Origin of the sequence: Sphingomonas albertensis, assembly GCF_014358075.1 — a bacterium.
Lineage (GTDB): Bacteria > Pseudomonadota > Alphaproteobacteria > Sphingomonadales > Sphingomonadaceae > Sphingomonas > Sphingomonas albertensis.
In genome coordinates, this window is record NZ_JACONT010000008.1 from 57,324 (window position 1) to 82,192 (window position 24,869).

At 67.0% G+C, this 24,869-nt stretch carries 23 protein-coding genes; 12 read left to right on the forward strand and 11 right to left on the reverse strand.

Annotated elements, in window-relative coordinates:
• Positions 1–50 precede the first annotated feature (50 nt).
• From H8S47_RS05750 to H8S47_RS05760, 3 genes are all read left to right on the forward strand, one after another.
• A complete protein-coding gene (locus tag H8S47_RS05750; protein WP_328805435.1) occupies positions 51–1,763 on the forward strand; it encodes a ShlB/FhaC/HecB family hemolysin secretion/activation protein in 1,713 nt (570 codons plus the stop codon).
• Between the two features lie 66 nt (positions 1,764–1,829).
• A complete protein-coding gene (locus H8S47_RS05755; RefSeq protein WP_235982628.1) occupies positions 1,830–4,457 on the forward strand; it encodes a two-partner secretion domain-containing protein in 2,628 nt (875 codons plus the stop codon).
• An 85-nt stretch (positions 4,458–4,542) separates the two neighbouring features.
• The gene (locus H8S47_RS05760) at positions 4,543–5,121 is read left to right on the forward strand and encodes a L,D-transpeptidase (protein WP_328805436.1); all 579 of its coding nucleotides are present in this window, start codon (positions 4,543–4,545) and stop codon (positions 5,119–5,121) included.
• 150 nt (positions 5,122–5,271) lie between these two features.
• Here H8S47_RS05760 and H8S47_RS05765 read toward each other — a convergent pair whose 3' ends face one another.
• Positions 5,272–5,964, reverse strand: coding sequence for a prolyl hydroxylase family protein (locus H8S47_RS05765; RefSeq protein ID WP_214654957.1), 693 nt, complete (start codon positions 5,962–5,964; stop codon positions 5,272–5,274).
• Between the two features lie 336 nt (positions 5,965–6,300).
• Here H8S47_RS05765 and H8S47_RS05770 point away from each other — a divergent pair, with 336 nt between their 5' ends.
• Positions 6,301–6,549, forward strand: a complete 249-nt coding sequence (locus H8S47_RS05770) for a hypothetical protein (protein WP_187502967.1) — start codon at positions 6,301–6,303, stop codon at positions 6,547–6,549.
• A 207-nt stretch (positions 6,550–6,756) separates the two neighbouring features.
• Complete coding sequence (locus H8S47_RS05775; RefSeq protein WP_187502968.1) at positions 6,757–7,062, forward strand: hypothetical protein; 306 nt, start codon at positions 6,757–6,759, stop codon at positions 7,060–7,062.
• Positions 7,063–7,135: 73 nt separating this feature from the next.
• On the opposite strand, the gene H8S47_RS05780 is transcribed toward H8S47_RS05775, so the two are convergent.
• Entirely contained in the window at positions 7,136–8,209 is a 1,074-nt protein-coding gene (locus H8S47_RS05780; protein ID WP_187502969.1) for an ROK family protein, read from the reverse strand.
• Positions 8,210–8,359: 150 nt separating this feature from the next.
• On the opposite strand from H8S47_RS05780, the gene H8S47_RS05785 reads away from it, so the two are divergent.
• From H8S47_RS05785 to H8S47_RS05800, 4 genes are all read left to right on the forward strand, one after another.
• Positions 8,360–10,942 carry a TonB-dependent receptor gene (locus tag H8S47_RS05785; protein WP_187502970.1) on the forward strand — a complete coding sequence of 861 codons (2,583 nt, stop codon included), beginning with the start codon at positions 8,360–8,362 and terminating at the stop codon, positions 10,940–10,942.
• 14 nt (positions 10,943–10,956) lie between these two features.
• Positions 10,957–12,087 carry a YdcF family protein gene (locus H8S47_RS05790; protein WP_214654961.1) on the forward strand — a complete coding sequence of 377 codons (1,131 nt, stop codon included), beginning with the start codon at positions 10,957–10,959 and terminating at the stop codon, positions 12,085–12,087.
• 155 nt (positions 12,088–12,242) lie between these two features.
• Entirely contained in the window at positions 12,243–14,327 is a 2,085-nt protein-coding gene (locus tag H8S47_RS05795; protein ID WP_235982629.1) for a glycoside hydrolase domain-containing protein, read from the forward strand.
• Entirely contained in the window at positions 14,305–15,612 is a 1,308-nt protein-coding gene (locus tag H8S47_RS05800; protein WP_187502972.1) for an MFS transporter, read from the forward strand. Before H8S47_RS05795 ends, H8S47_RS05800 begins: the two co-directional genes overlap by 23 nt.
• 50 nt (positions 15,613–15,662) lie before the next feature.
• Here H8S47_RS05800 and H8S47_RS19020 read toward each other — a convergent pair whose 3' ends face one another.
• The 7 genes from H8S47_RS19020 to H8S47_RS05830 all read right to left on the reverse strand — a co-directional run bounded on the left by H8S47_RS19020 (position 15,663) and on the right by H8S47_RS05830 (position 19,811).
• Positions 15,663–15,797 carry a hypothetical protein gene (locus H8S47_RS19020; RefSeq protein ID WP_268933003.1) on the reverse strand — a complete coding sequence of 45 codons (135 nt, stop codon included), beginning with the start codon at positions 15,795–15,797 and terminating at the stop codon, positions 15,663–15,665.
• Positions 15,798–15,856: 59 nt separating this feature from the next.
• On the reverse strand, positions 15,857–16,597 hold the full coding sequence (gene arsH / locus H8S47_RS05805; protein WP_187502973.1) for an arsenical resistance protein ArsH: 741 nt from the start codon (positions 16,595–16,597) through the stop codon (positions 15,857–15,859).
• A complete protein-coding gene (locus tag H8S47_RS05810) occupies positions 16,597–16,920 on the reverse strand; it encodes a YnfA family protein (RefSeq protein WP_187502974.1) in 324 nt (107 codons plus the stop codon). The genes arsH and H8S47_RS05810 overlap by 1 nt, the downstream gene beginning before the upstream one ends.
• Complete coding sequence (locus H8S47_RS05815) at positions 16,917–18,203, reverse strand: arsenic transporter (protein WP_187502975.1); 1,287 nt, start codon at positions 18,201–18,203, stop codon at positions 16,917–16,919. The genes H8S47_RS05810 and H8S47_RS05815 overlap by 4 nt, the downstream gene beginning before the upstream one ends.
• Entirely contained in the window at positions 18,203–18,652 is a 450-nt protein-coding gene (gene arsC, locus H8S47_RS05820; protein WP_187502976.1) for an arsenate reductase (glutaredoxin), read from the reverse strand. The genes H8S47_RS05815 and arsC overlap by 1 nt, the downstream gene beginning before the upstream one ends.
• Before the next feature lie 11 nt (positions 18,653–18,663).
• Positions 18,664–18,996, reverse strand: a complete 333-nt coding sequence (locus tag H8S47_RS05825) for an ArsR/SmtB family transcription factor (RefSeq protein ID WP_187502977.1) — start codon at positions 18,994–18,996, stop codon at positions 18,664–18,666.
• Positions 18,997–19,118: 122 nt separating this feature from the next.
• Positions 19,119–19,811 carry a spermidine synthase gene (locus H8S47_RS05830; RefSeq protein WP_187502978.1) on the reverse strand — a complete coding sequence of 231 codons (693 nt, stop codon included), beginning with the start codon at positions 19,809–19,811 and terminating at the stop codon, positions 19,119–19,121.
• A 28-nt stretch (positions 19,812–19,839) separates the two neighbouring features.
• On the opposite strand from H8S47_RS05830, the gene H8S47_RS05835 reads away from it, so the two are divergent.
• Positions 19,840–20,004: a hypothetical protein gene (locus H8S47_RS05835; protein ID WP_187502979.1), complete on the forward strand. Its 165-nt coding sequence runs from the start codon at positions 19,840–19,842 to the stop codon at positions 20,002–20,004.
• Here H8S47_RS05835 and H8S47_RS05840 read toward each other — a convergent pair.
• Positions 19,992–21,398: a sensor histidine kinase gene (locus H8S47_RS05840; protein WP_187502980.1), complete on the reverse strand. Its 1,407-nt coding sequence runs from the start codon at positions 21,396–21,398 to the stop codon at positions 19,992–19,994. The two genes, H8S47_RS05835 and H8S47_RS05840, sit on opposite strands and share 13 nt — an antisense overlap.
• Positions 21,388–22,053 (reverse strand): response regulator transcription factor, encoded by a 666-nt coding sequence (locus tag H8S47_RS05845; RefSeq protein WP_187502981.1) that lies wholly within the window; start codon positions 22,051–22,053, stop codon positions 21,388–21,390. The genes H8S47_RS05840 and H8S47_RS05845 overlap by 11 nt, the downstream gene beginning before the upstream one ends.
• Before the next feature lie 91 nt (positions 22,054–22,144).
• Between H8S47_RS05845 and H8S47_RS05850 the strand changes: the two genes are divergently transcribed.
• Both H8S47_RS05850 and H8S47_RS05855 read left to right on the forward strand, forming a co-directional pair.
• Positions 22,145–23,227 carry an ABC transporter substrate-binding protein gene (locus tag H8S47_RS05850; protein WP_187502982.1) on the forward strand — a complete coding sequence of 361 codons (1,083 nt, stop codon included), beginning with the start codon at positions 22,145–22,147 and terminating at the stop codon, positions 23,225–23,227.
• A complete protein-coding gene (locus H8S47_RS05855; protein ID WP_187502983.1) occupies positions 23,224–24,705 on the forward strand; it encodes an OprO/OprP family phosphate-selective porin in 1,482 nt (493 codons plus the stop codon). The genes H8S47_RS05850 and H8S47_RS05855 overlap by 4 nt, the downstream gene beginning before the upstream one ends.
• The last annotated feature ends 164 nt before the right edge of the window (positions 24,706–24,869 follow it).

Sequence of the window (24,869 nt, forward strand, 5' to 3'; positions counted from 1 at the left end):
CGGCGCTTTCCCCATTTCAAACGGCTCCCGCTGCTGCGGATGGGAGAACCGTGTCTTCCTCCGCGGTGACTTTCGAGGTGTTCATGTACAAGTCGACCCTTTGGGCCGCCGCGCTTGCGGCTGTGAGCCCGGCTGCCCTGTTGGTTTCGACTCAAGCGGAGGCGCAGGTCCCGATCGGTGCCGGCGGTCAGCTTCAGCAGATCCCGCCCGCACCGCTCAACGACCAGCCCGCGCCCGATCTCGGCTTCGAGCGCAAGACGCCCGTCGTCGTTCCCGCTACCGGTGGTCCCAGGACGCTCGTCCGATCGCTGCGTGTGACAGGTGCGACGCTGTTTCCCGAGGCCGACCTGATCGCCGCGACCGGGTTCGTCCCCAACAGCGAACTCGACCTATCCGAGATGAAGACGCTCGCCGCGCGGATCACCGACTATTATACGAGCCGCGGTTATTTCGTCGCGAACGCCTACCTGCCTGAGCAGGACGTGCAGAGCGGCGCGGTCACGATCGCGGTGATCGAAGGGCGCTTCGGCGCGATCGGCATCAAGAACGAGTCGCGGCTATCGGACAGCGTCGCGAACGGCATCCTCGATGGGCTGGACGTCGGCGATCCGGTCGCGGTCGCGCCGCTCGAGCGTCGCCTGCTGATGCTGTCGGACCTGCCCGGCGTACGGGTGCGATCGACGCTCAGCCCCGGCACCGCGGTCGGCACGTCCGACCTGCTGGTCGACATCACTCCCGGCCGGAGCATTACCGGCAGCGTCGAGGCCGACAATGCCGGCAACCGCTACACCGGCGCCTACCGCGTCGGCGGATCGGTCAACTGGAACAACCCGACCGGCTCGGGCGATGTGCTGAGCCTGCGCGCACTGACGTCTTTCTCGGGGCTCGCCTACGGCCGCGCATCGTACCAGGCACCGATCGGCCAGGTCACGCTGGGCGTCGCCTTCGCGCATCTCGAATACTCGCTCGGCAAGGAGTTCGACAGCCTCGACGGCAGCGGCAACGCCGATGTCGCCAGTGTCTATGCCAGCTATCCGCTGATCCGCTCGCGCGACAACAATCTGTACGTGACCGTCGGCGGCGACGTGAAGTGGTTCGAGGACAAGATCGGCATCGTCGATACCACCAGCTATCGCCGCGCGCAGGTGATCACCGCAGGGCTCAGCGGCGACCAGCACGACACGCTTCTGGGCGGCGGCTGGAGCGCGTACTCGCTGAGCTATTCGGTCGGCAATCTCGACATCCGCGGCGCGTACGAGCGTTCGATCGACGCGCTGACCGCACGCACCGACGGCAGCTACGGGAAGCTGCAGTTCAGCTTCGCGCGGTTGCAGACGATCGCCGGGCCACTGTCGCTGTTCGCCTCCGCCCGCGGGCAGATCGCGTTCAGCAACCTCGACATCTCTGAGCGGATGGAACTGGGCGGCGCCTATGCCGTGCGCGCCTATCCCGAGGGCGAGGCGTATGGCGACCAGGGCTATGTCGCCACCGCCGAAGCGCGGCTGGCGCTGCCGCAGGTGGTGCCGGGTGCACTCCAGCTGTTCGGATTCGTCGACGTCGGCGAGGTCGATTACGTCAAGCACCCGTATTTCACCGGCTCCAACCACGCGAAGCGCAGCGCGTACGGCGCGGGCCTGAGCTGGGCGGGACCGTACGGGATCGCCGCCCGGGCGACCTATGCGCGCAAACTCGGCGACGAGGACGCGACGTCCGCCCCCGACAAGTCGGGCCGCGCCTGGTTCCAGGTTTCGAAGACCTTCTGACCGCGCCGCTAACGCTGCTGGCACCCCCAATTTTGCGGCCATCCGCCGCCACCAAGGATACCGCTCATGACCCCCATTCCCTGCTCGCTCAGAAACACCAGCCGTCCCGCTCCCACCGTTACGCGCACGCGGCGTGGCGGGCTGTTCGGCTCGACCGGGCTCGCGCGGTTCGCGTGGCTGATCGGGTTCAGCCTTGCGGGCACGATGGCTGCACGTCCGGTCGAGGCGCAGACGCTGCCGACCGGCGGTGAAGTCGTCGCGGGCCAGGCGAGCATCGCGACCGGCACCAAGTCGCTGACCGTGACGCAGACCAGCGACCGCGCGGCGATCAACTGGCAGTCCTTCTCGATCGGCAAGGGCAATAGCGTCGTCTTCGACCAGCCGACCAGCAGCTCGGTCGCGCTGAACCGCGTGCTCGGCACCGATCCGTCGGTGATCCTCGGCAACCTGTCGGCGAACGGGAAAGTGTTCCTCGTCAACGCGAATGGCATCCTGTTCGGCCAGACCGCGAACGTGAACGTCGGCGGGCTGGTGGCCTCGACGCTGAACATCTCCGATGCCGACTTCCTTGCGGGCAAGAACAGTTTCGCAGGGACCAGCGGCGCGAGCGTCCAGAACGACGGCCGGATCACCGCGAAGAACGGCTATGTCGCGCTGCTCGGCGCGAACGTCGGCAATAGCGGGACGATCAAGGCGAACTTCGGCACCGTCGTGCTGGCGGGCGGCGAGGCGATCACGCTAGACGTGGCGGGCGACGGGTTGCTCAACGTCGCGGTCGACAAGGGCGCGGTCGGCGCGCTGGTCCGCAACGGCGGGCTGATCCGCGCGGACGGCGGCAAGGTAGTGATGACCGCGCAAGGGGCCGGCGACCTGCTCCACACCGCGGTCAACAACACCGGCATCGTCGAGGCGCGCACGCTGCAGAACCGCGGCGGCACCATCCTGCTGCTCGGCGACATGAAGACCGGCACGGTTACCGTCAGCGGCGAACTCGACGCGAGCGCACCGGTCGGCGGCGATGGCGGCTTCATCGAGACGTCGGCGGCGACCGTCACCGTCGCGGACAGCGCCAAGGTGTCGACCTTCGCACCGGGCGGCATGACCGGCATGTGGCTGATCGATCCGCAGGATTACGTGATCGGCGCGGGCGGCAACATCTCGGGCTCGACGCTGTCGGCGCAGCTCGTCACGACCAGCATCACGATCAGCACGATCCCCGCGGCGGGCGACACGACCACCGGCAATGGCGACATCTTCGTCAACGATGCGGTCGCGTGGACCGCGTCGGGCGTGCCGACGACGCTGACGATGAACGCGTTTCGCGACGTCAACATCAACGCGCCGATCACCGCGACCAACGGCAACATCGTCGCGTGCTGCGGCCGCGACGTGAACGTCAATGCCGACCTGACGACGACCAACGGCAGCATCCTGCTCAACGCCGGGCAGAACGTGAACGTGTTTCACGCGATCACGACGACCGACGGCAACATCGCGCTGTGTGCCGGCCACGACGTGCTGATCGACGCGGCGGTCACGCTGACCCGCGGCACGACGATCCCCGCGCAGAGCCTGGGCCTGCCGGTCGGGCTCACGCTGATCGCCGGCGCGGACGGCACCGGGCCGGGCGTCAACGGCGGCACGATCGTGTTCTCCGCACTGTCGCCGCCGACCACCGTCACCGCGGCGCCGGTGTCGATCAACTACAACCCCATTTCGTACACGACGCCGACCGACTTCTCGACCGAGTTCGTGCTGACCGAAGGCGCGGCGATCACCCAGCGCATGCTGCTGTTCCCGACCGCGCAGAAGGTGGCGGACGGCACCAATGCGGCGGTGCTGAGCGGGTTCAACACCAACGGCATCTCGGGCATGCCGACCGGCGTATCGCTGGTCGCCGGCCCGAACGCGACCGCGACGTTCGACAGCACCGGCGAAGGCACGGGCATCGGCGTCGGCTTCAGCGGCTACACGCTGACAGGGGCCAACGCGGACCAGTATGCGCTGGCGAGCTCATGCTGCGTCGCCGGGTTCCGGACGACCGGGACGATTACGGCTGCTCCGGCGCCTGCTCCCGCACCGGCGCCTGCGCCTGCTCCGGCACCAGCGCCCGCTCCGGCACCAGCGCCCGCTCCGGCACCAGCGCCTGCTCCGGCCCCAGCGCCTGCTCCGGCCCCAGCGCCTGCTCCGGCACCAGCGCCTGCTCCGGCCCCAGCGCCTGCTCCGGCCCCAGCGCCTGCTCCGGCCCCAGCGCCAGCCCCGGCTCCGGCTCCAGCTCCAGCGCCCGCGCCGGCTCCAGCGCCCGCTCCGGCACCGGCTCCTGCACCCGCCCCGGCTCCGGCTCCCGCACCCTCCCCGGCGCCCGCCCCGGCACCATCGCCAGCACCGTCACCGACGCCCACGCCCACGCCGCCAGTCATCGTCACGCCCACACCTGTGCCAAACCTGCCGACCGCTGCACGCCCGATCCTGGACGTTCCGCCGGTGATGGTCCGCGTGCCATCGCCACCGCCGATCGAGGTCGTCGAGGGTGGCGTGGCATTCCCGCCGCCGATCCGTCCGGGTACGGTCATCGTCGAGACCCCGGGCACGCCGCCGGCCGTCCAGCCCGCGCCCGATCGTCCCTTCGTGCAACCGACCCCGCCGAACACGCCGGCCGTCCCCGACTATCCACGCAAGCAGGCGCGCCATTAAAGTGATCGGCCGGGACAGGGTCGGACGGCGATGGCGCGGTACGCTGATAACGGGACTCGCTGCGCTCGCGGCGACCTCCCCAGGCGTGGCGCAGGCCGTACGCGCCGAACCCATCGGACGGTTCGGTACCGAGGCGGTTTCGAACGATGCGCGCGACACCGCGGACTGGGTTGCCGCGTCGCACGATAATCAGGGCCTGCCGTTCATCGTCATCGACAAGGTGAACGCCGTGGTCTTCGCATTCGACGCCACCGGTCGATTGCGCGGTACGGCACCAGCCTTGCTCGGCATGGCGCGCGGCGATGCGAGCGTGCCCGGCATCGGCCAGCGCAAGCTCGCGACGATCACGCCGGCCGAACGCACGACCCCCGCGGGTCGGTTCAAGGCCTCGCTCGGTCACGACTTCGAACAGGACATCCTGTGGATCGACTATGACGCCGCGCTGTCGATGCACCGTGTGATCAAGGGACGCCGCGTCGACGACCGCGCCGGCCGGCTCGCGTCGCCCACGCCCAGCGACAACCGAATCTCGTATGGCTGCGTGAACGTGCCGCCGGGGTTTTACGATGGGGTGGTGAAACCGTTATTCACCGGCACCGTAGGAATCGTCTACATCCTGCCGGAGACGAAACCGTTGCGAAGCGTGTTCGCCGTGCCGGACTGACAGACAAAGAAATCCTCCCCCGCCAGGGGGAGGTGGCTGGCGCTCGCCAGACGGAGGGGGAGGACACGGAACGAGGATTATCGCGCCCCGTCCCCTCCAGCGCGTCTCCGCCAAGAATAATGAGAACCGCGCCCCGTCCGGGCCTCTACCTCACCGGCACCACGGCCGCTCGCGATACCATTTGGTCAGCACGTATTTGACGCCCTGCTCGACCGGCATGCCCTGGTGCAACGACCCGGGGTTCGGCCGCCCCAGCGCATCCATGTTGTTCCAGATCACCAGATTGCCCGCCTTCGGTGCGATCATCACGCCCGCGGTCGGAAAATTCGTGCGACCGCCCAAGGACGGTTCGTTGAGGAAGGTCATCGCCGACCACGTCCGCTGTCCGCCGATCGGCACCTGGTTTCGCCAGTAATGCTGCCCGGTATCGAAGAAATCATGGTGCGGCTTGAACTCTTGCCCGACCGCATAGCGCTGGCCCTGCAAGGCCTCGCCGAAGATCGGATCGAGACCGGTCAGATCGTCGAGCTTGCTCTCTACGGCCGTTACCGCGTCGGGTCCGGGATAGAGATAGCAGGTCTCGCTCGTCCGATACGACGGTACGGGATCGTCGGAGACCACGGGCGACGGCACGCGATTGGCGTCGATCAGGCGGATCAGCGCGGCGCATTCGCCCAGCGTCAGGAAATTGCGGACGACATAGAGTTCGACGCCGTTGGCGGGGATCCGGACGGCACCGGCATAATGAGCGATCCGCTCTCGAACGCGCACGGCGGAGTCGGATCGAGCCAAGGCCTCCATCTGGCCATCGCGGAGATCGAGCGCCGACAATGGAGCCGACATCAGCGACGTGTTCTCGGATTTATCGGTCGGCCAAGCGCCAGTATCTAGGAATTCGGCCATGGTTTCGTAACTCTGATCATCAGCCCCCTTACTAAACCAATAGCAGCATCCTTATCCTATGTTTATATTTTTTATTGATGCATCTTTATACTCTCACCTACGTTTATCAAGTACGACCAACACAGGTTAGGCTCGGTTGAGCGAATTTTCGCCACCACCCCGCCCATTGGGATGCGCATAAGTCGCACCAGGCCGAAGAGTTCGGGAACATCCATGCTCCGCTGCCGGCGAGAGCCACGGATGACGTGCCTAGACCGACATCGGCGGAGAACCATCATGCAACCGGGATTTATCGCGGGCGCGGGACCGACACCCCATGCTCTACATACTGCCTATGTCGACGTCGCTGCGGTCACTGCCGTCTCCGGCGTCGCCTCGATCAAAATCGGCGATAGTGTAGATCCCAGGCCTCGACGTAAACCCAAGGCATCGACACCCCGTTTTCCCGTGATCCGCGGCATTTTATTCGCGCTGCCGATCTCGGTGCTGTTCTGGGTCGGGGTCCTCGTTCTGTCGATCGGGTAGCACCGCCGCCGCGCACCCTCTCGAATTTCAATTCTGGAAGTCCTCGCTCACGGCGGGGCGGGGATAGTCATGGTCAAAAATCTTTTTGCATGCGTTGCGGCCGCGATACTGGCATTCGCTCCCCACCCTACTGCGGCTCAGACTCTCATACTCCCCGGCGCCCTCCTTCTTGCAGGTTACCGCGCGACGTGCGGGCCCGTCGATACGATGATCCAGCCGATCAACGATATCGCAGCCGCATACCGGGGCCGGATATACCTTCATCCGCGGGTCCTCGACTTGCCTCGCGCGCAGCAACTCTTCTGGTACACGCATGAGTGCGCCCACCAGATCTTCGGACCCGGCGAGGCCGCTGCCGATTGCTGGGCGGTCCAGCAGGGCAAGATCCAGGGCTGGCTGTCGCGCGTCGAGCTGACCAGGCTGAACGGGTCGATGCGCCAGTTTCCACGCGATGCCTCGCACGAAGACGGCGCCGCCCGCATCGCGCATATGGAAAAATGTTTCGCGGAGTAGAGGCTTCGTTGCGACGCCCCGAGTTGCCCGATTTGGTAGCCCGACGTGGTGGTCGGCAAATTCGTCCAAAGGCCTACGCCACCGCCGTCGCATGGATCGGCAGCAGCGCCGCGCCGATTGTCGCCGCGGCACCCTCCAGCGTGGACACCGATATGATCGGCACGCCGCTGACGTGATCGCCAATGTGCATCGCGCCGAAATCGATGTGCTCGACCAGCGCACGCAGGATGCGGTTTGGCAACGGGCTTGAGATCACGAATTCGCCCGGATCGATCCACGCCAGCCCCCAGTTTATGATCGGCGCGATTTGGCTGGCGGCGCGACGCACCCACGCGTCGACGACGTCTTCATAGCCGGCCACCACCGCCTCGAAATCGACCAGCGAATGGATCTCGCAACCGGCTTCACGCAACGTCATCAACAGGTCGAGCGTCGACGGGCGCGGCCGGTTGTTGGGATAGAGACAGCCGATCTCGCCCGCGCTCGCCATCGCGCCGCGCAGGATCCGGCCCTCGACGATGATCCCCGCGCCGATCCCATGGCCGAGCAGGATCACCACCGCGGTCGAACAGCGCCGCATAAGCCCGCCGACGTAATATTCCGCCAGCGCCGCGGTGTTGGCATCGTTCTCGATCCAGATCCGGTGGCCGATATGCTCCTCGAACAGCGTCTTCAGATCGATTCCGCGCCATGCCCCAAGACTGTCGACCGTCCAGCGCCGGTTCCCCTCCGGCGATAGCGACGACCCAGGCACGCCGATCCCGACCCCCAGCAGCCGCCGTCCGAGCAGCCGGTTCTCGATCGCCATGGCGTGCATCGATTCCGTGACGCGCGCGGCGAAGACGCGTGGATCCGGATCGTCGAACGGCTGCGAGCTGTGCGCGATCACTCCGCCCGCGTAGTCGACTAGCGCCACCTCCATCAGCCCGCGGTGGAGCATCGCGCCGACCGCATAGCCGGCATCGGGCGATATCCGCAGCGGCACGGCGGGCCGACCGGGCGTCACCGGCTCAGAACTCGGACATTCCTCGATCAGTCCGTGCGCGAGCAGGTTGCTCGACAGCCGCGTCAGCTTCGACGCACTCATCGCGAGATCGCCGGCGAGCTGCTTGCGCGATCGCCCACCGACCGAGCGCAGGACCTGCATGCTCGTCGTCGTCCAGTCTCAGCTTCGCATAGGCCATCGCCCGCTCCCTTGCCGATCCCGATAGTCGATTAGTTTATTTCGTGAAATTAATTAAAATCGTCATATTCCGCGTCCAGCGGCGTGACATCGAACAGGGTTGGGGACGAACAGATGACCAAATTTGGCTTGCGCACGGGTTGCGCCTTTATCGCGTTGAGCATTGCCGCGCAGTCGCCGGCCTGGGCGCAGACCGTTCCTGCCACGCCTCCCGCCGCCACACCCCCGGCCGATGCGGTCCCGGAAGCCGCCGCACCGGACGCCACGACACCTGACGCCGCAGCGCCCGAAACCGGCGGCGACATCATCGTCACCGGCTCGGCCCGCCAGCAACGCCGCTTCGACGTCTCCTACGCGGTCAATTCGCTCAGCAACGCCGACATCCAGAAGCTCGCGCCGATCAACTTCGCCGATCTGCTCGGCAAGCTGCCCGGCTTCGCGGTCGAGAATACCGGCGGCGAGGTCCAGAACATCATCCGCCTGCGCGGCCTGCCGAGCGACGGTGGCCTCGTCACCTTCCAGCAGGACGGCCTGCCGATGTTCCACGAGAATGACGGCAACTTCTTCCGCGGCGACAGCATCAACCGGTTCGACCTGATGACGCAGCGCGTCGAGGTCGTGCGCGGCGGCCCTGCCCCGGTCTATGCGAGCTATGCCGCGGCGATCGTCAACAACATCACCGTGTCGGGCACCGATACGACGCGCGGCAAGGCGCAGGTCACCCTCGGCGACACCGGCCTCTACCGGCTCGACGCGTACCAGGCCGGCCCGATCGACGATTCGACCTACTACGCGATCGGCGGGTTCCTGCGCCGCCACGACGGCTACCGCGACAACGGCTTCCCCAACGATCGCGGCGGCCAGGTCCGCGCCAACATCAAGCACGACTTCTCGAACGGATCGCTGCGCGTGTCCGGCAATTACCTGAACGACCACAACGTGTTCTATTTGCCGATCCCGACCGCCGATCCGCGCGATCCGAGCAAGTCGCTCAACCAGTATATCGACTTCTTCAGCGGCACGATGAACTCGCCCGCGCTGCGCAACGCGAACATCCGTTTCCGTGAGGCCGACGGCACGACGCGCAACGTCGACGCCGATCTCGGCAATGGTCGCCACACCCAGTTCGGGAATGTCGGCGTCCAGTATGATGCGGACTATGACGGCTGGAAAGTCGCGGCGAAGGGCGGCGTCAGCGTCGGCAAGCTCCATTTCAACGCGTTGTATTCGACCAGCAACCCGTCGGATGCCAACGCCTATGCCAACGCGACCAGCAACGGGATCGGCACCCCGACCAACCTGGATAATGCCCGCAAGGCGTTCGGCGCCGGCGTGACCCGGCTTGGCTATGCGATCGCCGGCACCAACGGCGCGGAGGTCTACGACCCGAACAGCGCCTCCGGGCTGGTCGTCCCCGCGCAGTTCCGCGACGTCGTCTCCAAATATTATTCGACGCAGGGCGATCTCAGCGTCACGCGCTCGATCGCGACCGGCTTCGGCACGCACGATCTCCGCGTCGGCGTATACGGCAGTCTGTACGGCGAGACCAACGAGGTCGCGTATCAGGACTATCTGCTCGAGGTGAAGGGCAAGCCGCGGACGCTCGATCTGATCGCGTACAACGCCGCGGGCCAGGCGGTCGGTTCGATCACCGACAACGGCGTGCTGCGCTATACGACCACGCTCAACCGCGGCAACACCGACGCCAAGATGTACGCACTCTACGCGAACGACACGTGGGAGCTGACCAAGGGCCTGACCCTGGACGGCGGTGTCCGCCACGAACGGTACAGCTTCAACGGCTATGCCTTCGCGACGACCTCCGCCAACCTCGGCGATCCGACCACGCTGGCCGACGACGGCGTCCGTGCGTTCACCGGCCAGATCATCAATTCGAAGCTGAGCCCGAACATCACCAACTGGACCGGCGGGATCAACTACGACGTCACGCAGCATCTCGGCGCCTATGCCCGCGCATCGCATCTCGAAACGCCGCCCTCGACGCAGGTGACGTACCAGATCAACCCGACGATCATCACGTCGAAGGCGAACCAGTACGAGGTGGGTCTGAAGGCCGCGTTCGGCCGGTCGTATTTGTACCTGATCGGCTTCTATACGCGCTATAATCCGCTCAACGCGTCGTTCGTCGCGCTCGACCCGGTCACCGGTCGCAACGACCAGTCCGTGCCATTCGTCGGCAAGGCGGAGATCAAGGGTATTGAGATCGACGGCAACCTCGCGCTGCCGTACGGCTTCGCGGTGACCGGCGCGCTGACGATCAGCGATCCGCAATATAAGAGCCTCGTCAACGCCAACGGTGCCAGCGCCGGCGATGTCGAGGGCAACCAGCTCGTCCGCGAACCGAAGGTCTACGGCAACATCCGTCCCTCCGTCGACTTCGACGTCGCGGGCAGTGCCGTGCAGATCTACGGCCGCTACGAATATACCGGCAAACGCTATGTCGACTTCTTCAACAACACCGCGCTGCCCGCCTACCAGACGGTCGGCGCGGGGATCACGCTGACGCACGACACGTGGCAGATGCAGGTCGTCGGCGACAATCTGTTCAATGCCAAGGGGCTGACCGAAGGCAATACCCGCACCGACCAGTTGAGCGGCCAGGGCACGGCCGACGCGATCTACGGCCGACCGAACTTCGGTCGCAACGTCCGCCTCGTGGTCAGCAAGTCCTGGTGACGGGCTTGCGTTTGATGCTCGCGGCGCTGGCGATGACGGCGGCTGCACCGGTGTGGGCGGAAGCGCCTGCACCGGTGGCGGTTAGCGACACGGTCGTCGACACGCTGTCGGAGCGGCTGTTTCCGATGCTCGGCGCGCTGGGGCGGTTGCCGACAGCGACGTTCGATACGCGGGCGCGACGGATTGCCGCGTGCGGTGACGTACCCGCCTGCGTGATCGAGGCGACGATCTGGACCGATCAGGACCGGGCGATGGTCGTCGCCAGTCTGTCCAAGAGTGGCGCGCGGCCGAAGTCGAATGCCGACCTGCCAGTGGCGGCCGGTATCGATCAGGAGCTCGAGGCACTGAACGTCGTGCTCCGGGTCTACGGCCTCGGCTTGCCTGGACGCTACCCGAAGATCGACGGTCCGATCTTCGCCACCGACACGCCCTTCTTCGCCGACAGCGTAAAGGTTGCGATCGATACCGCACGCGCCGCGTCGGATGCGCCGCCTTCGACGATCGCGGCCAGCGTGCGGTTGGCCGTGGCGTTGCTCGATGCCAATGATGCGACCGCGGCGACGCGGTTCGAACCGCTCGACCAGCGCGAGAATGCCGGCGCACGCACACGTGCGGCGAGGACCGACTGGAAGGCGTTTCGGTATTCGCTGCTGATCGTCCCCGGCGTCGGTCCAGAGGATGTCGGCACCACGCTCAGCCCGCGCAGCAAGCTCCACGCGCTGCTCGCCGCGCAACGCTATCGCCAGGGTCTCGCGCCGTTCATCCTCGTCTCGGGCAGCGCGGTGCATCCCCGCGGCACGCGCTTCGTCGAAGCCGTGGAGATCCGCCGCGCGCTGGTCGAGCGCTACGGCATCCCCGCCGATCGCGTGATCCTGGAGCCGTACGCGCGGCATACGACCACCAACCTGCGCAACGCGACGCGGCGCATGGTGGCGCTCGGCATCCCGCTCGACCGCCCGACGCTGATCGTCACCGACGCCGAGCAGAGCAAATACATCGAAAGCCAGACCTTCACCGACCGCAACCGCACGGAACTGGGGTATCTGCCGGGCGCGGTCGGGCGGCGGCTGTCGGTGTACGACCTGGAATTTCAGCCGTCGCGGCTATCCCTGCGCCACGATCCGCGCGATCCTCTCGATCCATGAGCGATTATTTCAGGCACGCATTGTCCAGCACGACGAACACCACCCCCAGTTCCACCCCGGCGAAGGCCGGGGCCCAGTTGGGGGACGGCCGTAACCGGGGATCGCGCTCCGTCACGTCAACCTTTCCAATTGGGCCCCGGCCTTCGCCGGGGTGGTTGAAATATCCGCTGCTTCTCGTGCTGTTGGCGACCCCCGCTTCCCTAACCGCGCAAGAAACCCCCGCAGACCTCGTCGACCCCTTCGTCGGTACGCTCGCCGATTTCGGCCAACTCTCCCCCGCCGCCGTGGCCCCGTTTGGCATGATGCAACTCGGCCCCGACACCAGCCCCGCCAACCACGCCGGCTACGATCACGCCGCAACCACATTGCTCGGCTTCTCGCACACCCGCGGCGTCGGAGTAGGCTGCGGCGGCGCAGGCGGCGACCTGATGATCTCGGTGCGCTATGCCGGCCAGTCCGGCCCGGCGCTGATCGACAAACCCAGCGAAACCGCGCGGCCCGGCGTGTACCGCGTCCGCTACGACGGCGGCATCCTCGCCGAGATGGCGGCGACCCGCGGTGCCGGCGTGTTGCGCTTCACCCTGCCCCGCGCCGGCGCGGTCGACCTGCGGATCGACCCAAGACACAGCTATTCGAAACGTTTGGCCGCCAGCTGGGCAAACCTCGCCAGCGACGACCTCCGCGCCGACCTCGTCGCAGGCACGGTCTGCGATCAGGGCGCCTATCATCTCCACAGCGCCAGCCAAATTCTCGTCAACGGACGGCCGATCCACCAAAGGCTGACCACCGACGCGAACGATCTGGCGACGCTCCACATCGCGGGCAAAGCGGGCGACGCAATCGAAATCCGCACCGGGCTATCGACCGTCGACGGACGCGGCGCGGCATCGGTTCGCGACACGGAAGTCGGCAACAAATCTCTCGCGGCCGTCGGAGGCGAAACGCGTAGCGCCTGGAACCGCGTCCTCGGCCGCGTGGTGCCGAGCGGCTCGCGAGACCAGCGTGCGCTGTTCTACACCTCGCTCTACCGCGTCATGGAAACCCCGGTCGCGATCGACGATCCCGACGGCCGCCACCGCGACAATAGCGGCACTGTGCAGACCTCTCCCAAGGGCCAGACGCGCTACGCCAACTGGTCGCTATGGGACAATTACCGCACCCAGATGCCCCTGCTCGCGCTGCTCCAGCCCGAGCGCAGCACCGATATCGCGCAGTCGCTGGTCGCGCTCTATGCGAACGGTAAAGCGCAATGGTCGACCCCCCACGAACCCTTCCTGACGGTCCGCACCGAGCATGCCGGGATCGCGCTGCTCGACATGCACCGCAAGGGTATCGCGTTCGACGCGGCCGCCGCGCTGGCGGGAATGGCGGCGGACAGCGACACGCTCAAGCGCGGCACGCCCGACGAGCAGATCGAGGCGGCGTATGACGACTGGGCGACCGCCGAACTCGCGCGCGATCTCGGCCGCGCCGACCTCGCACGGACCTTCACCGCGAAGGCGCAGAGCTACCGCTCAATGTGGCGATCGGTGTTCCAGACGCCGGGCGCGGATGGCGACGTGGTCAAGGCGCGCGGACTGTATCAGGGCACCTTGTGGCAATATCGCTGGGCGCCGATCTTCGACCTGCCTTGGATGACGCAAACGGTCGGGCGCGATCGACTGCTCGGCGAGCTGCATCATTTCTTCGATGCTCGCCTGTTCAACATGACCAACGAGCCCGACATCCAGGTACCGTGGATGTTCGCCGCGCTGGGCCAGCCGCAGCCGACCGCCGACCTCGTCCGGACGATCCTGACCAAGCCGATCGCGCACCCGTATACCAACAGCGGCAAGCTGCCGGTCCCGTTCGTCGGTCGCAGCTTCGCGCTGTCGCCGCAGGGCTTTGCCGATGGGATGGACGACGATGCCGGCGGGATGACCGCCTGGTACGTGTTCGCGACGCTCGGCCTGTATCCGCTGGTACCCGGCGAACCGTGGTACGTCGTGACGACCCCGGCGTTCTCGCGCTCCGACATCGATCTCGGCAATGGTCACCGGCTGACGATCCGACGCTCGGGCCCCGAGGACGGCCGGATCACGCAGGCCAGCCTCAACGGACGGCCGCTTCCGAACTATCGCGTCCAGCACGCCGACCTGCTCCGCGGCGGCACGCTGACGATCACGACGGTAAGAATTGTCCCGCAACTGCAAGACGCCGCCGCTAAGACGCCAAAGGATGGAGCAAGCCGCCCCCGCTGAAGTCGTCGATAGCCCGGTCCAGCGGGCGCGGATGACGGGCTATGCGAGCGGTAATTTCGGCAAGAACGTCCTCGCGTCGACGATGGATGTCTTCCTGCTGTTCGTCCTGACCGAACGCTGGGGCGTGTCGCCAGCGGCGGCCGGGCTGGTGGTGATGATCGGGCTTGTGTGGGACGGCCTCTGCGATCCGCTGCTCGGCCGGCTGGTCGATCGGTCCGCGGACCGGCTCGGGCTGTACCGGCGGCTGCTGTTCGTCGGTGCGCCCCTCGTCGGGGTGTTCTTCACGCTGTTCTTCCTCGATCCTGGCTGGCGCGGACCGGCGATCCTCGGATGGGCGACCGTGATGGTACTGCTGTTCCGCACCGCCTATTCGGTGTGCGACGTCGCGCACAACGCGTTGATGATGCGGATGACGCGGGCGCCGGGCGCCGCGACGACGCTGTCCGGCTTGCGGTATATGTTCAGCTGCCTCGGTGCGCTGACCGTCGCACATTTCGCGCGCGCATTCGTCGATCCGGCGGTCGACGGCGGTGGTTATGGCCTTCTCGCCGTCACCGGCGGTGCGGCGCTCGCCTATGTCGCGACCCTGTGGCTGTCCGCTGCTTCCGCACCGCGATCGGTGGTCGTACCTGGCGCCTCGGCCCCGCGCGCGTCGCTCGCCTGGATCCTCGGCAACCGGCCGCTGCTGCTGTTGCTGGCGCTCGGCTTCGTCCAGGCGCTGACGCTGCCGTTCTTCGCACGCTCCTTCGCCTATATCGGCAAGGGGATATTTCACGATCCGGGCTGGATCGGCAAGGCACTGACCACGCTGGCGCTCTCGCAACTCGTCGCGCTGCCCGGCTGGATGAGCATCGCGCGGCGTATCAGGCAAGCGCACATGCTTGCGCTCGCGCTGATCACGACGGCGACCGGTCTGACACTGTTCGCGGCGGTGCCCGCAGCAATCGCGGGTATCGCGCTGTTCGGAATCGGCAATGCAGGTCTGCAGATGATGATTTGGGTGCTCCTTGCGAACGCCATCGACCACGGCGAATGCCAAACCGGCGTCCGCTTCGAGGGACTGCCGGTGGCGCTGCTACTGCTCGTTCTAAAGCTCGGCGGCGGCCTCAGCGGCGCATTGCTCGGTCAGGGATTGTCCTGGATCGGATGGCCGGTCGCTACGCCACTCGCATTTGAGAACGGCGCGAACCTGCTGACAATGGCCTGGGCCGTGCCGCTGATCGGCGCGCTGGTCTGTCTCGTCATCTTTACGCGACAAGTTCGCAAGGCAACGTCCGCCATCTGAAGCCCGCCGCCAATCGGCTGTGCCGACAAGGTGGCGTTCTCGGTGCAAGCTCATCCCACTTTCCTGATCGTTTCATCTAGCGTCGCGACGGTAATGCCGAGCTTGCGGACGATCATGTGGTTCTGCGCGATCCGCGCGTCGGTCGAGAGCGTCAGCCACTGGTCGACACGAAGCCCGCCCTTCATCGCAAAGGATAGATGCAGCCGATCACCCGGTATGTCGCAACTCTGGATCGCATGCCCGGTCAGGTCGTTGCCGCTGCGATCGCCATCGCGGTCGCGCCATCCGGAGCCCCGCCCGCTTCCTTCCGCTCCGAATACCGATCGACCAGCTGCGCACTATGCGACCGGAGCAGCACCGTGAAGCGCACCAGTTCCTCCATCACGTCGACGATCCGGTCGTAATAGCTCGACGGCTTCATCCGGCCGTCGTCGTCGAACTCCGTAAACGCCTTGGCCACGCTCGACTGGTTGGGGATCGTCACCATCCGCATCCACCGGCCGAGCACGCGCAAGGTATTGACGCTGTTGAACGACTGCGACCCTGCCGACACCTGCATCACCGCCAGCGTGCGCCCCTGCGTCGGTCGCATCCCGCCGATCGCGAGCGGCAGGTGATCGACCTGCAGCTTCATGATCCCGGTGATCTGGCCGTGCCGCTCGGGACTGCACCAGACATGCCCTTCGGACCACATCGACAGCGTGCGCAGTTCGTCGACCGCGGGATGATCGTCGTTCGCGATCTGGTCCGGCAGCGGCAACGTCGAGGGATCGAAGATCCGCGTCTCGCAGCCGAAGAATTCCAGCAGCCGCGCGGCTTCCTCGACGCACAGTCGCGAATAGGAGCGTTCGCGCAGGCTGCCGTACAGTAGCAGTATCCGTGGCGGCGGGTCGTTCGGCCCTAGTCCGAGCGCGGGGCGATCGTGCACGTAACGCCGATCGAGCGCGGGCAGATGGGTTGGGTCGGAAAGCGTACGAAGCGGCATCAGGCGGTCCTCGGTGCGAGTAGAATGACGCAGGTGCCGACCAGGCAGAGCGCTGCACCGCCGACGTCCCAGCGATCCGGGCGGACGCCCTCGACCGCCCACAGCCACAGCAACGACGCGCAGATATAGACACCGCCATAGGCCGCATAGGCACGCCCGGCCGCGTCGCTGTCGACCCGCGTCAGCAGCCAGGCGAACAGCACGAGACACGCCATGCCGGGCGCGAGCCATAGCGGCGATCGGTCGAGCCGCAGCCATGCCCAGAACGCGAAGCACCCGCCGATCTCGGCCAGCGATGCGGCGAGATAGACGAGTGCGGTCACGCCATCCCGATCCGAAGCGCGAGGGCGGCGAGCGTCACCAGCAGCACCGGGATCGTCAACGTCGCGCCGACCCGGAAATAATAACCCCAGCCGATCCGGATGCCCTTCTGCCCGAGCACGTGCAGCCACAGCAACGTCGCGAGCGATCCGATCGGCGTGATCTTCGGCCCGAGATCGCAGCCGATGACATTGGCATAGATCATCGCCTCGCGGACCGCGCCGGTCGCGTGTGTCGCGTCGATCGACAGCGCCCCGACCAGCACGGTCGGCATGTTGTTCATTACCGACGACAGCAGCGCGGCGATGATCCCCGTACCGAACGCCGCACCCCAGACTCCGCCTTGCGCGGTACGGTCGAGCAGCGCCGCGAGATGGTCGGTCAGCCCGGCGTTGCGCAGGCCGTAGACGACCAGATACATGCCGAGCGAGAAGATCACGACCTGCCAGGGCGCCCCGCGCAGGACCTTGCGCGTCTCGATCACAGGCCCCCGCCCGGCGATCGCCAGCAGCAGGAGCGCGCCCGCAGCGGCGACCGCGCTGACCGGCACGCCGATCGGTTCGAGCAGGAAGAACCCGGCGAGCAACAGCGCGAGCACGACCCAGCCCGCCTTGAACGTCGCCGGATCGCGGATCGCAGCGGCCGGTTCGCGAAGCGCCGCCACATCATAGTCCGTCGGGATATCGCGGCGAAAGAACAGCAGCAGCACGACCAACGTCGCGGCGATCGATGCCAGGTCGACCGGCACCATCACCGACGCATAATCCGCGAAGCCGATCCGGAAGAAATCCGCCGACACGATGTTGACGAGGTTCGAGACGATCAGCGGCAGGCTGGCGGTATCGGCGACGAACCCCGCCGCCATCACGAATGCCAGCGTCGCCTTGTCGCGGTAGCCTAGCGCACGCAGCATCGCGATGACGATCGGCGTCAGGATCAGCGCGGCGCCGTCGTTGGCGAACAACGCCGACACCGCCGCGCCGAGCAACACGATCAGCACAAACAGCCGCCTGCCCTGCCCGCCGCCCCAGCGTGCGACGTGCAACGCCGCCCATTCGAAGAACCCCGCCTCGTCGAGCAACAGGCTGACGATGATGATCGCGACGAAGGTGGCGGTCGCGTTCCAGACGATCCCCCACACGGTCGGGATATCGCCGAGCGAGACGACGCCCGCGAGCAGCGCGACCGCCGCGCCGCCCAGTGCACTCCAGCCGATCCCGAGCCCCCTGGGCTGCCAGATGACGAGCGCGATCGTGACGACGAAGATGGTCAGCGCAAGCAGCATCAGGCGGGCTGGCGACCCGCGTCGAGGACACGCTGGCCATTTTCGCCGATGACTCGCTCGCCGTCTTCCTTGGCGAACGCCGCGCGCTGCGGCGCGGGCAGCAGGTCGAGCACCGCTTCGGACGGGCGGCACAGTTTCACGCCCAGCGGCGTCACCACCAGCGGCCGGTTGATCAGGATCGGATGTGCGATCATCGCATCCAACACCGCGTCGTCGGACAGGGCCGTGTCGCCCAGGCCCAGTTCGGCAAACGGCGTCCCCTTCTCGCGTAGCAGATCGCGCGGCGTCATACCGGCGCGCGCGACGAGGTCGACGAGCAGCGCGCGCGACGGCGGCGTCTTCAGATATTCCACGACATGCGGCTCGATGCCCGCATTGCGGATCAGCCCGAGCACGTTGCGCGACGTGCCGCATTCGGGGTTGTGATAGATCACGATATCGACGGCCATGGCGGGTCCTTTCAACAGCACGGGGTGAGTTCGGCGAGCAGCGGCGCGCGCAGGTCGGCGTTGCCGGCGCAGCAATCCTTGACGAGGAACAGCATCAGCGCACGCACGCCGTCGAGGTCCGCACGATAGACGATCGAGCGACTGTGACGCTCGGATCGCACCAGCCCGGCGCGTGCGAGCACCCCAAGATGAGCCGACATCGTGTTCTGCGGCACGTTCAGCAGCCGCGCGATCTCGCCGGCAGCGATCCCGCCGGGCTCATGCCGCACCAGAAGCCGAAACGTATCGAGCCGCGTGGTCTGTGCGAGCGCGCCGAATGCTATGATTGCCGTATCACTATCCATATATCCAGCATAGTAGATATATGTGATTTAGAAAGAGCGGCGGTCGATCCTCGAGCGGCTTCGGCTGTCGCGCCAGCCTGGATGCGGCGGCCGCAGCGCCTAAGGGGCGTTGCGGTTGGGCGCTACTGCGGCATCCCCGGCCCCGCCGGCGTGGCGAACCAGATGACGTGCCGCGGTCCCTTGCCGTTGCTGCGGGCGCGGACGACCACTTCGTCGGTGCGGAACCCGGCCGATGCCAGGCGCCGGCTGAAAACCGGGTCGGGTGCGGCAGACCAGATCGACAGGATACCGTCGGGCGTGAGGGCCCGCTTCGCAGCCGCCAGACCGCGCGTCGAATAGAGCCGGTCATTGTCGGTACGGGTCAGGCCATCCGGACCATTATCGACATCCAGCAGGATGGCGTCATACGCCGAGGCGGTCTCGGCGATGACCGACGCGACGTCGCCCTGGACCAGCCTTACGCGCGGATCGTCGAGAGACCCGGCCATCAACGACGCCATCGGACCCCGTGCCCAGTCGATGATCTCGGGTACCAGTTCGACCACCGTTATCCGTGCCATGTGGTCGAGAGCCGCCAGCGCGGCGCGGAGCGTGAAACCCATCCCGTACCCGCCGATCAGCAGATGCGGCCTTGGCCGGTCGTGCAATCGCGCGCACGTCATCTCGGCCAGTGCCTCTTCCGAACCGCTCATCCGAGTGCTCATCAGCTCGGCGCGATCGAGCAGGATCATGAAATCCGCCCCACGCCGATAGAGCCGCAGCTCTTCGCCGCCGCCCGGCACGATCGCCGTCGCCATCAATTCTCGCGGGGTCATATCATTCTCGAGTCCGAGGATACCGAACGTGTGCATCACCGATGCCGATGGCTCGGCGCTGTGCCGCGTGTCGTTACCCGGCGCAGCACGGCGCGTACAGGAGGATATGGCGCAGGTCGGCCAATGTCGGCCAATGTCGGCCAATACCGGAACGCCGCCGCCGCAGATCACGCCCGGAGATTACGCCCCGTGAGCAAATCGCAGGACGACCGTCGTCCCCCCGTCCGTATCCGCCAGCGTGACATTTGCCTTGAGGCGGGCGGCGGCGGAGCGAACGATCGCCAGTCCCAGGCCGCTCCCCTCTGAGCTGCCGGGTGCACCGAGCCGGACGAACCGGTCGAACACCATTTCGCGATGTTCGGGCGCGATGCCGGGGCCGTCGTCGGCGATCGTGACCGTCGTCGCCGCCTCGGTCGCCTCGAGCATGATCGAGACGGTGCCGCCGCGCCGATTGTAGCGGATGCCGTTGTCGACGAGGTTGGAGAGGATCTCGAAGATCAGCGTCCGGTGACCCGACACGACCGGGCCGGTGGTCCCCTCGCCTTCCAGCGTCAGGTCGATGCCCGCCTCGATCGCGTGATTGATCTGGCGGGTGATGACCGCGGCGGCGACTTCGCGCAGGTCGACTGCTTCGAGCGGGGCCGACACGCCAGCTTCCTCGGCACGCGCGAGGGCGAGCAATTGCGTCACGAGCCGTTCGAGCCGGACGACCGCGTCGGCGATCTCGTCCAAAGCCTCGCGCCGCTCCGCGTCCGAACCACGGCGAGCGAGCGCGACCTGGACCTTCAGCACCGACAAGGGCGTGCGCATCTGGTGCGAGGCGTCGGCGGTGAAGCGGCGGACGCCGACGGTGGCGGAGTCGAGCTGCGCCAGCAGGCGGTCGAACGCACCGGCGAGCGGGCGAAGTTCGCTGGGGAGCGGGCCGGTGTCGAGCGGGGAAAAATCGGGGCGTGCGCGTTCGTCGCGCGCTTCGACGGCACCGCGGAGGCGGGCCAGCGGGCGAAGACTCCAACCCAACGCCGGGCGCAGCAGCAGTGCGGCGGCGCCGACGAGGACGCATTCGCCGATCAGCAGCGCGAGCATGAGGCGGCGGGTGAGCGCGCCACGGTTGTCGAGCGTCTCGGCGATCTGGACGATCACGGGCTTGTCGATCCGTGGCAGCGAGCGGCGGACTTCGGCGATGCGGATCTTCTGATCGCGGTAGCGCGCGAAGCGGTAGCGCAGCACGTCGATCGCGAGCGTTGCGGGATCCGGCGCCGGCAGGTCCGCGTAACCGGTGAGCAGGTCGTTCCCCACGGCCACGCGGTAATAGACGTTGTCGCGCTCGGTGTTCTCCAGCATCCCGAAGGCGGCCGCGGGCAGGTCGAGCGTCACCTCGCCGCGCTCGACCTGCACCGTTTCCGCGATCGCGCCGAGCGCACCGCCGAGCACGCGGTCGTTGGTGCGGCGGACGACGTCGGCGATCAGCGTAGCGCCGACCACGCCGATCAGGATCGCCGCCGCCAGCAACGGTCCGAGCACCGCAACCAGCAGCCGGGTGCGCAGCGCGGGCGTGCCCCGATCAGTGGTTACGATTTCAGCCGGCATCGAGCATATAGCCGACGCCGCGGACGGTGCGGATGCCCGGGCCGTCCGGCGCGAGCTTGGTCCGCAGGCGAGTGACATGGACCTCGATCGCATTGTCGCCGACCGGCTCGTCGAACCCGAACACCTCGCCGATCAGCAACGCGCGCGGCACCACGCGGCCGGCGCGCGTCGCGAGCGCCTCCAGCACCGCGCGCTCGCGGCGGCGCAGGTCTAGTGCGCGGCCCGCGATGTCGGCGTCGCCGGTCGAGCGGTTGATCGTCAGCGTACCGACGCTGAGCACCGGCAGCGGATCGCCGCCTCGCCGCCGCCCGAGTGCGCGCACGCGGGCCTCCAGTTCCTCGGGCTCGAACGGTTTGCGCAGATAGTCGTCGGCGCCGAGATCGAGCCCGCGCACCCGGTCGTCGAGCGCATCGCGCGCGGTCAGCATCAATACGGGCACGCGCTCACCACGCCGCCTGAGCGTCTCCAGCACGGTGAAACCGTCGATGCCAGGCAGGCCGACGTCGAGGATCACCAGCGCATAGGGCTCGCCTGCGACCACCGACAGCGCGTCCTCGCCGGTCGCAACGTGATCGACCGCATTGCCGCCCGCGCGCAGCAACGCGCCGATGCTGCGCGCCAGCGCGGCGTCGTCCTCGATCACTAGGATGCGCATGGAAACCGGTGAAAGGTTGGTGACAGCTTCAATTCGTACTCCACCCCTGCAGTCTATCCGAACACAGAGACGGAAGGCGAGGAGAGTGATGATGGCACGAATTTTTCTGAAGATCGCATTGCTGGCCACGAGCTTCACCGCGACCGCCGTTATGGCGCAGCGTCCGGCGGGCTATCCGCGATCCTACGACCAGCTGATCGACGAGGCGCGCGCCGAGCGACAAGTCAGGATCTACGGCAATGCCGATCGCGCCGAATTGCTGCCGGTCGTCGCCGCGTTCCGGAAGCGCTATCCGGGCATCACCGTCCTGTACGCGGACCTCGGCTCCACCGAGATGTATCGCCGCTTCGTCACCGAGACGCGCGCCAGGAAACTCTCCGCCGATCTGGTCTGGTCGTCGGCGATGGATCTCCAGGTGAAGCTGATCAACGACGGCTTCGCGCAGGGCTATGCGAGCCCCGAAAAGCCCGCGCTGCCGCCGGTGTCGGTGTGGAAGAACATGGGCTTCGGCGTTACCGCGGAGCCGATCGGAATCGTCTATAACAAGCGTCTCGTGCCCGCTGCGCAGGTGCCACGCACGCATGCCGCGCTGGAAACCTGGCTGCGGCGGAACGCGGCAGCGCTGACCGGCCGCGTCACGACGTTCGACCCGGCGCGCTCCAATGTCGGGTATCTGTACCTGACGGAGGACCTCGCCATCACGCGCGATACGCGCTCGCTGCTGGAGGCGATCGCCGCGACCAAGCCCGTGCTGTCGCAGACCAGCGAACCGATGCTGCGCGGGGTCGCCGAGGGGCGGCAGGCGATCGCGTACAACGTCATCGGCTCCTACGCGCTGGAACGTGCGCGGACCGACCCGCGGATCGGCGTCGCGTTCCTCCAGGACTACACGATCGTCACATCGCGGATCGCGTTCATCGCGCGCGAGGCGGCGCACCCGGCGGCGGCGAAGCTGTTCCTCGATTTCCTGCTGTCGCGCGAGGGCCAGTCGCTAATCGCCAAGCGCAGCCTGTGGCCGGTCCGCACCGACGTTTCCGCCCGCCGCCTTCCCACCGCGCAGGCCCGGCCGATCCGCGTGGGCCCGCAACTTCTCGTCAACCTCGACCGCGTCAAGCGCCAGCGTTTCCTGCGCGACTGGACCGCGATTCTCGCCACCGGAGCCAAAACCCAATGACCCTTTTCCGTACCGGGTGCGCCGCACTCGCCTTGATTGCAGCAACCCCGGCACTCGCGCAGGCTCCGACCGACGCCGACCTTGCCGCACTGGTGCGGGCGCAGGCCGCAGAGATCGCCGCGCTGAAGTCGCGGCTCGACCGGCTCGAGAATGTTGCCGCCGTTGCGCAGGCCTCCGCTCCCGCCACGCCCGTGCAGGCAGCACCGCCAGCGGTCGCGCAGAACAACGAACCGCGCCGCACCCTGCCGTTCGCGCCACAGCTCGCGCCCCCTGGCCCGGCCGATCGCAGCGTCGCGCAGGCGGTCGCCGCGCGCGACAATCCGTCGGGCGTGACCACCGAATGGGGCGCAGGCCTGCCCGTCTTCCACTCCGCGGACGGCGTCTACACCTTCAAGCCGCGCGGCCGAATCCTGACCGATGTCAGCTCCAGCTTCGGCTCCAAATACGACGGTCGCAACATCACGACGACCGGCATGCGCGCGCTGCGCCTCGGCCTCGAAGGCGGCGTCGGCACGCATTTCTTCTACCAGTTCGAGAGCGACTTTTCGGAGAACGAGGTCGACGTCGTCACCGCGTTCGTCGGCTGGCGCAACAAGATCAAGCCAGGCCTCGATTACGACGTCCGCGCCGGCCACCTGTTCAACGACCGCAGCTTCGAGGGCTCGACGGGCTCGGATTCGACGCCGTTCCTCGAACGCTCCACTGTCTCGACCGCGATCATCCCGCAGCGTGGTTTCTACGGCATCGGCGTAATGCCGCGCATCTTCTGGAAGACCGGCCATGCCTCGGTCACGGTCACCGGCGACCGGATCGACGGCACGCAGACTGTCGGCGACAGCCGCACGGTGCTGGGCCGCGCACACTGGAACCCGATCAAGTCGGATACCGGCGTGCTCCACATCGGTGCGTGGGGATTCGACGAATCGCTGTCGTCGGTCGCCGGCACGCTGACCCGCAACACGGTGATCGGCGGCCGCTTCAACGGCGCGCTGCGCGTGTCGACCGGGCCGCTGATCGGCGGCACCGGCACGACCGGCTACGGCGTCGAGCTCGGCGGCTATCGCGGGCCGTTGTGGGTGATGGGCGAAGCGGGCCGCCGCAACGCGCGGCTCGACGGCGGGCGTCCCGATTTCGTCAGCAAGGCGTGGAGCGTCTCGGGCGGTCTGTTCCTGACCGGCGACCTGCCGCCGTATAACCCTCGCCTCGGCAGCTTCGGCCAGCCCAAGGTGTTGAAGCCGACGTTCGACGGCGGGGTCGGCGCGATCGAACTGACCGCACGCTACGAAAGCCTCGATTTCGACAATCTGCTGACTGGCGGCGACGGCTGGGCGGCGACCGTCGGCGTCAACTGGTATTTGAACTCCTTCACCCGCTTCCAGGTGAACGCGATCCAGTGGAACACCGACAACCGCGCCGGCGACTATGTCGGCAACGACAGCGGCCAGACGGTGAGCGCCCGTGTCGGCGTGACGTTCTGATGCTGACAGTCGGTCCCGTGTTTGGCGCTGTCTTGGGCCCTGCAAAGCGCCTCCCGTGCCCCGTCATCCTGACGAAAGTCAGGACCCAGAGCCACGCAGCACTGCACCTCGTAACCCTGGATCCTGACTTTCGTCAGGATGACGGAGTGGTTGTGGCGGCCCGC

Excerpts from the sequence above, each read along its gene's own strand:
- H8S47_RS05785 (WP_187502970.1), top strand. The coding sequence starts at position 8,360 with ATGACCAAATTTGGCTTGCGCACGGGTTGCGCCTTTATCGCGTTGAGC.
- arsH (WP_187502973.1), bottom strand. The coding sequence starts at position 16,597 with ATGCCGCTTCGTACGCTTTCCGACCCAACCCATCTGCCCGCGCTCGAT.
- arsC (WP_187502976.1), bottom strand. The coding sequence starts at position 18,652 with ATGGCCGTCGATATCGTGATCTATCACAACCCCGAATGCGGCACGTCG.
- H8S47_RS05840 (WP_187502980.1), bottom strand. The coding sequence starts at position 21,398 with ATGCCGGCTGAAATCGTAACCACTGATCGGGGCACGCCCGCGCTGCGC.
- H8S47_RS05830 (WP_187502978.1), bottom strand. The coding sequence starts at position 19,811 with ATGACCCCGCGAGAATTGATGGCGACGGCGATCGTGCCGGGCGGCGGC.
- H8S47_RS05770 (WP_187502967.1), top strand. The coding sequence starts at position 6,301 with ATGCAACCGGGATTTATCGCGGGCGCGGGACCGACACCCCATGCTCTA.
- H8S47_RS05855 (WP_187502983.1), top strand. The coding sequence starts at position 23,224 with ATGACCCTTTTCCGTACCGGGTGCGCCGCACTCGCCTTGATTGCAGCA.
- H8S47_RS05790 (WP_214654961.1), top strand. The coding sequence starts at position 10,957 with ATGCTCGCGGCGCTGGCGATGACGGCGGCTGCACCGGTGTGGGCGGAA.
- H8S47_RS05825 (WP_187502977.1), bottom strand. The coding sequence starts at position 18,996 with ATGGATAGTGATACGGCAATCATAGCATTCGGCGCGCTCGCACAGACC.
- H8S47_RS19020 (WP_268933003.1), bottom strand. The coding sequence starts at position 15,797 with ATGAAGGGCGGGCTTCGTGTCGACCAGTGGCTGACGCTCTCGACCGAC.
- H8S47_RS05775 (WP_187502968.1), top strand. The coding sequence starts at position 6,757 with ATGATCCAGCCGATCAACGATATCGCAGCCGCATACCGGGGCCGGATA.
- H8S47_RS05765 (WP_214654957.1), bottom strand. The coding sequence starts at position 5,964 with ATGTCGGCTCCATTGTCGGCGCTCGATCTCCGCGATGGCCAGATGGAG.
- H8S47_RS05845 (WP_187502981.1), bottom strand. The coding sequence starts at position 22,053 with ATGCGCATCCTAGTGATCGAGGACGACGCCGCGCTGGCGCGCAGCATC.
- H8S47_RS05850 (WP_187502982.1), top strand. The coding sequence starts at position 22,145 with ATGGCACGAATTTTTCTGAAGATCGCATTGCTGGCCACGAGCTTCACC.
- H8S47_RS05755 (WP_235982628.1), top strand. The coding sequence starts at position 1,830 with ATGACCCCCATTCCCTGCTCGCTCAGAAACACCAGCCGTCCCGCTCCC.
- H8S47_RS05780 (WP_187502969.1), bottom strand. The coding sequence starts at position 8,209 with ATGCAGGTCCTGCGCTCGGTCGGTGGGCGATCGCGCAAGCAGCTCGCC.
- H8S47_RS05800 (WP_187502972.1), top strand. The coding sequence starts at position 14,305 with ATGGAGCAAGCCGCCCCCGCTGAAGTCGTCGATAGCCCGGTCCAGCGG.
- H8S47_RS05815 (WP_187502975.1), bottom strand. The coding sequence starts at position 18,203 with ATGCTGCTTGCGCTGACCATCTTCGTCGTCACGATCGCGCTCGTCATC.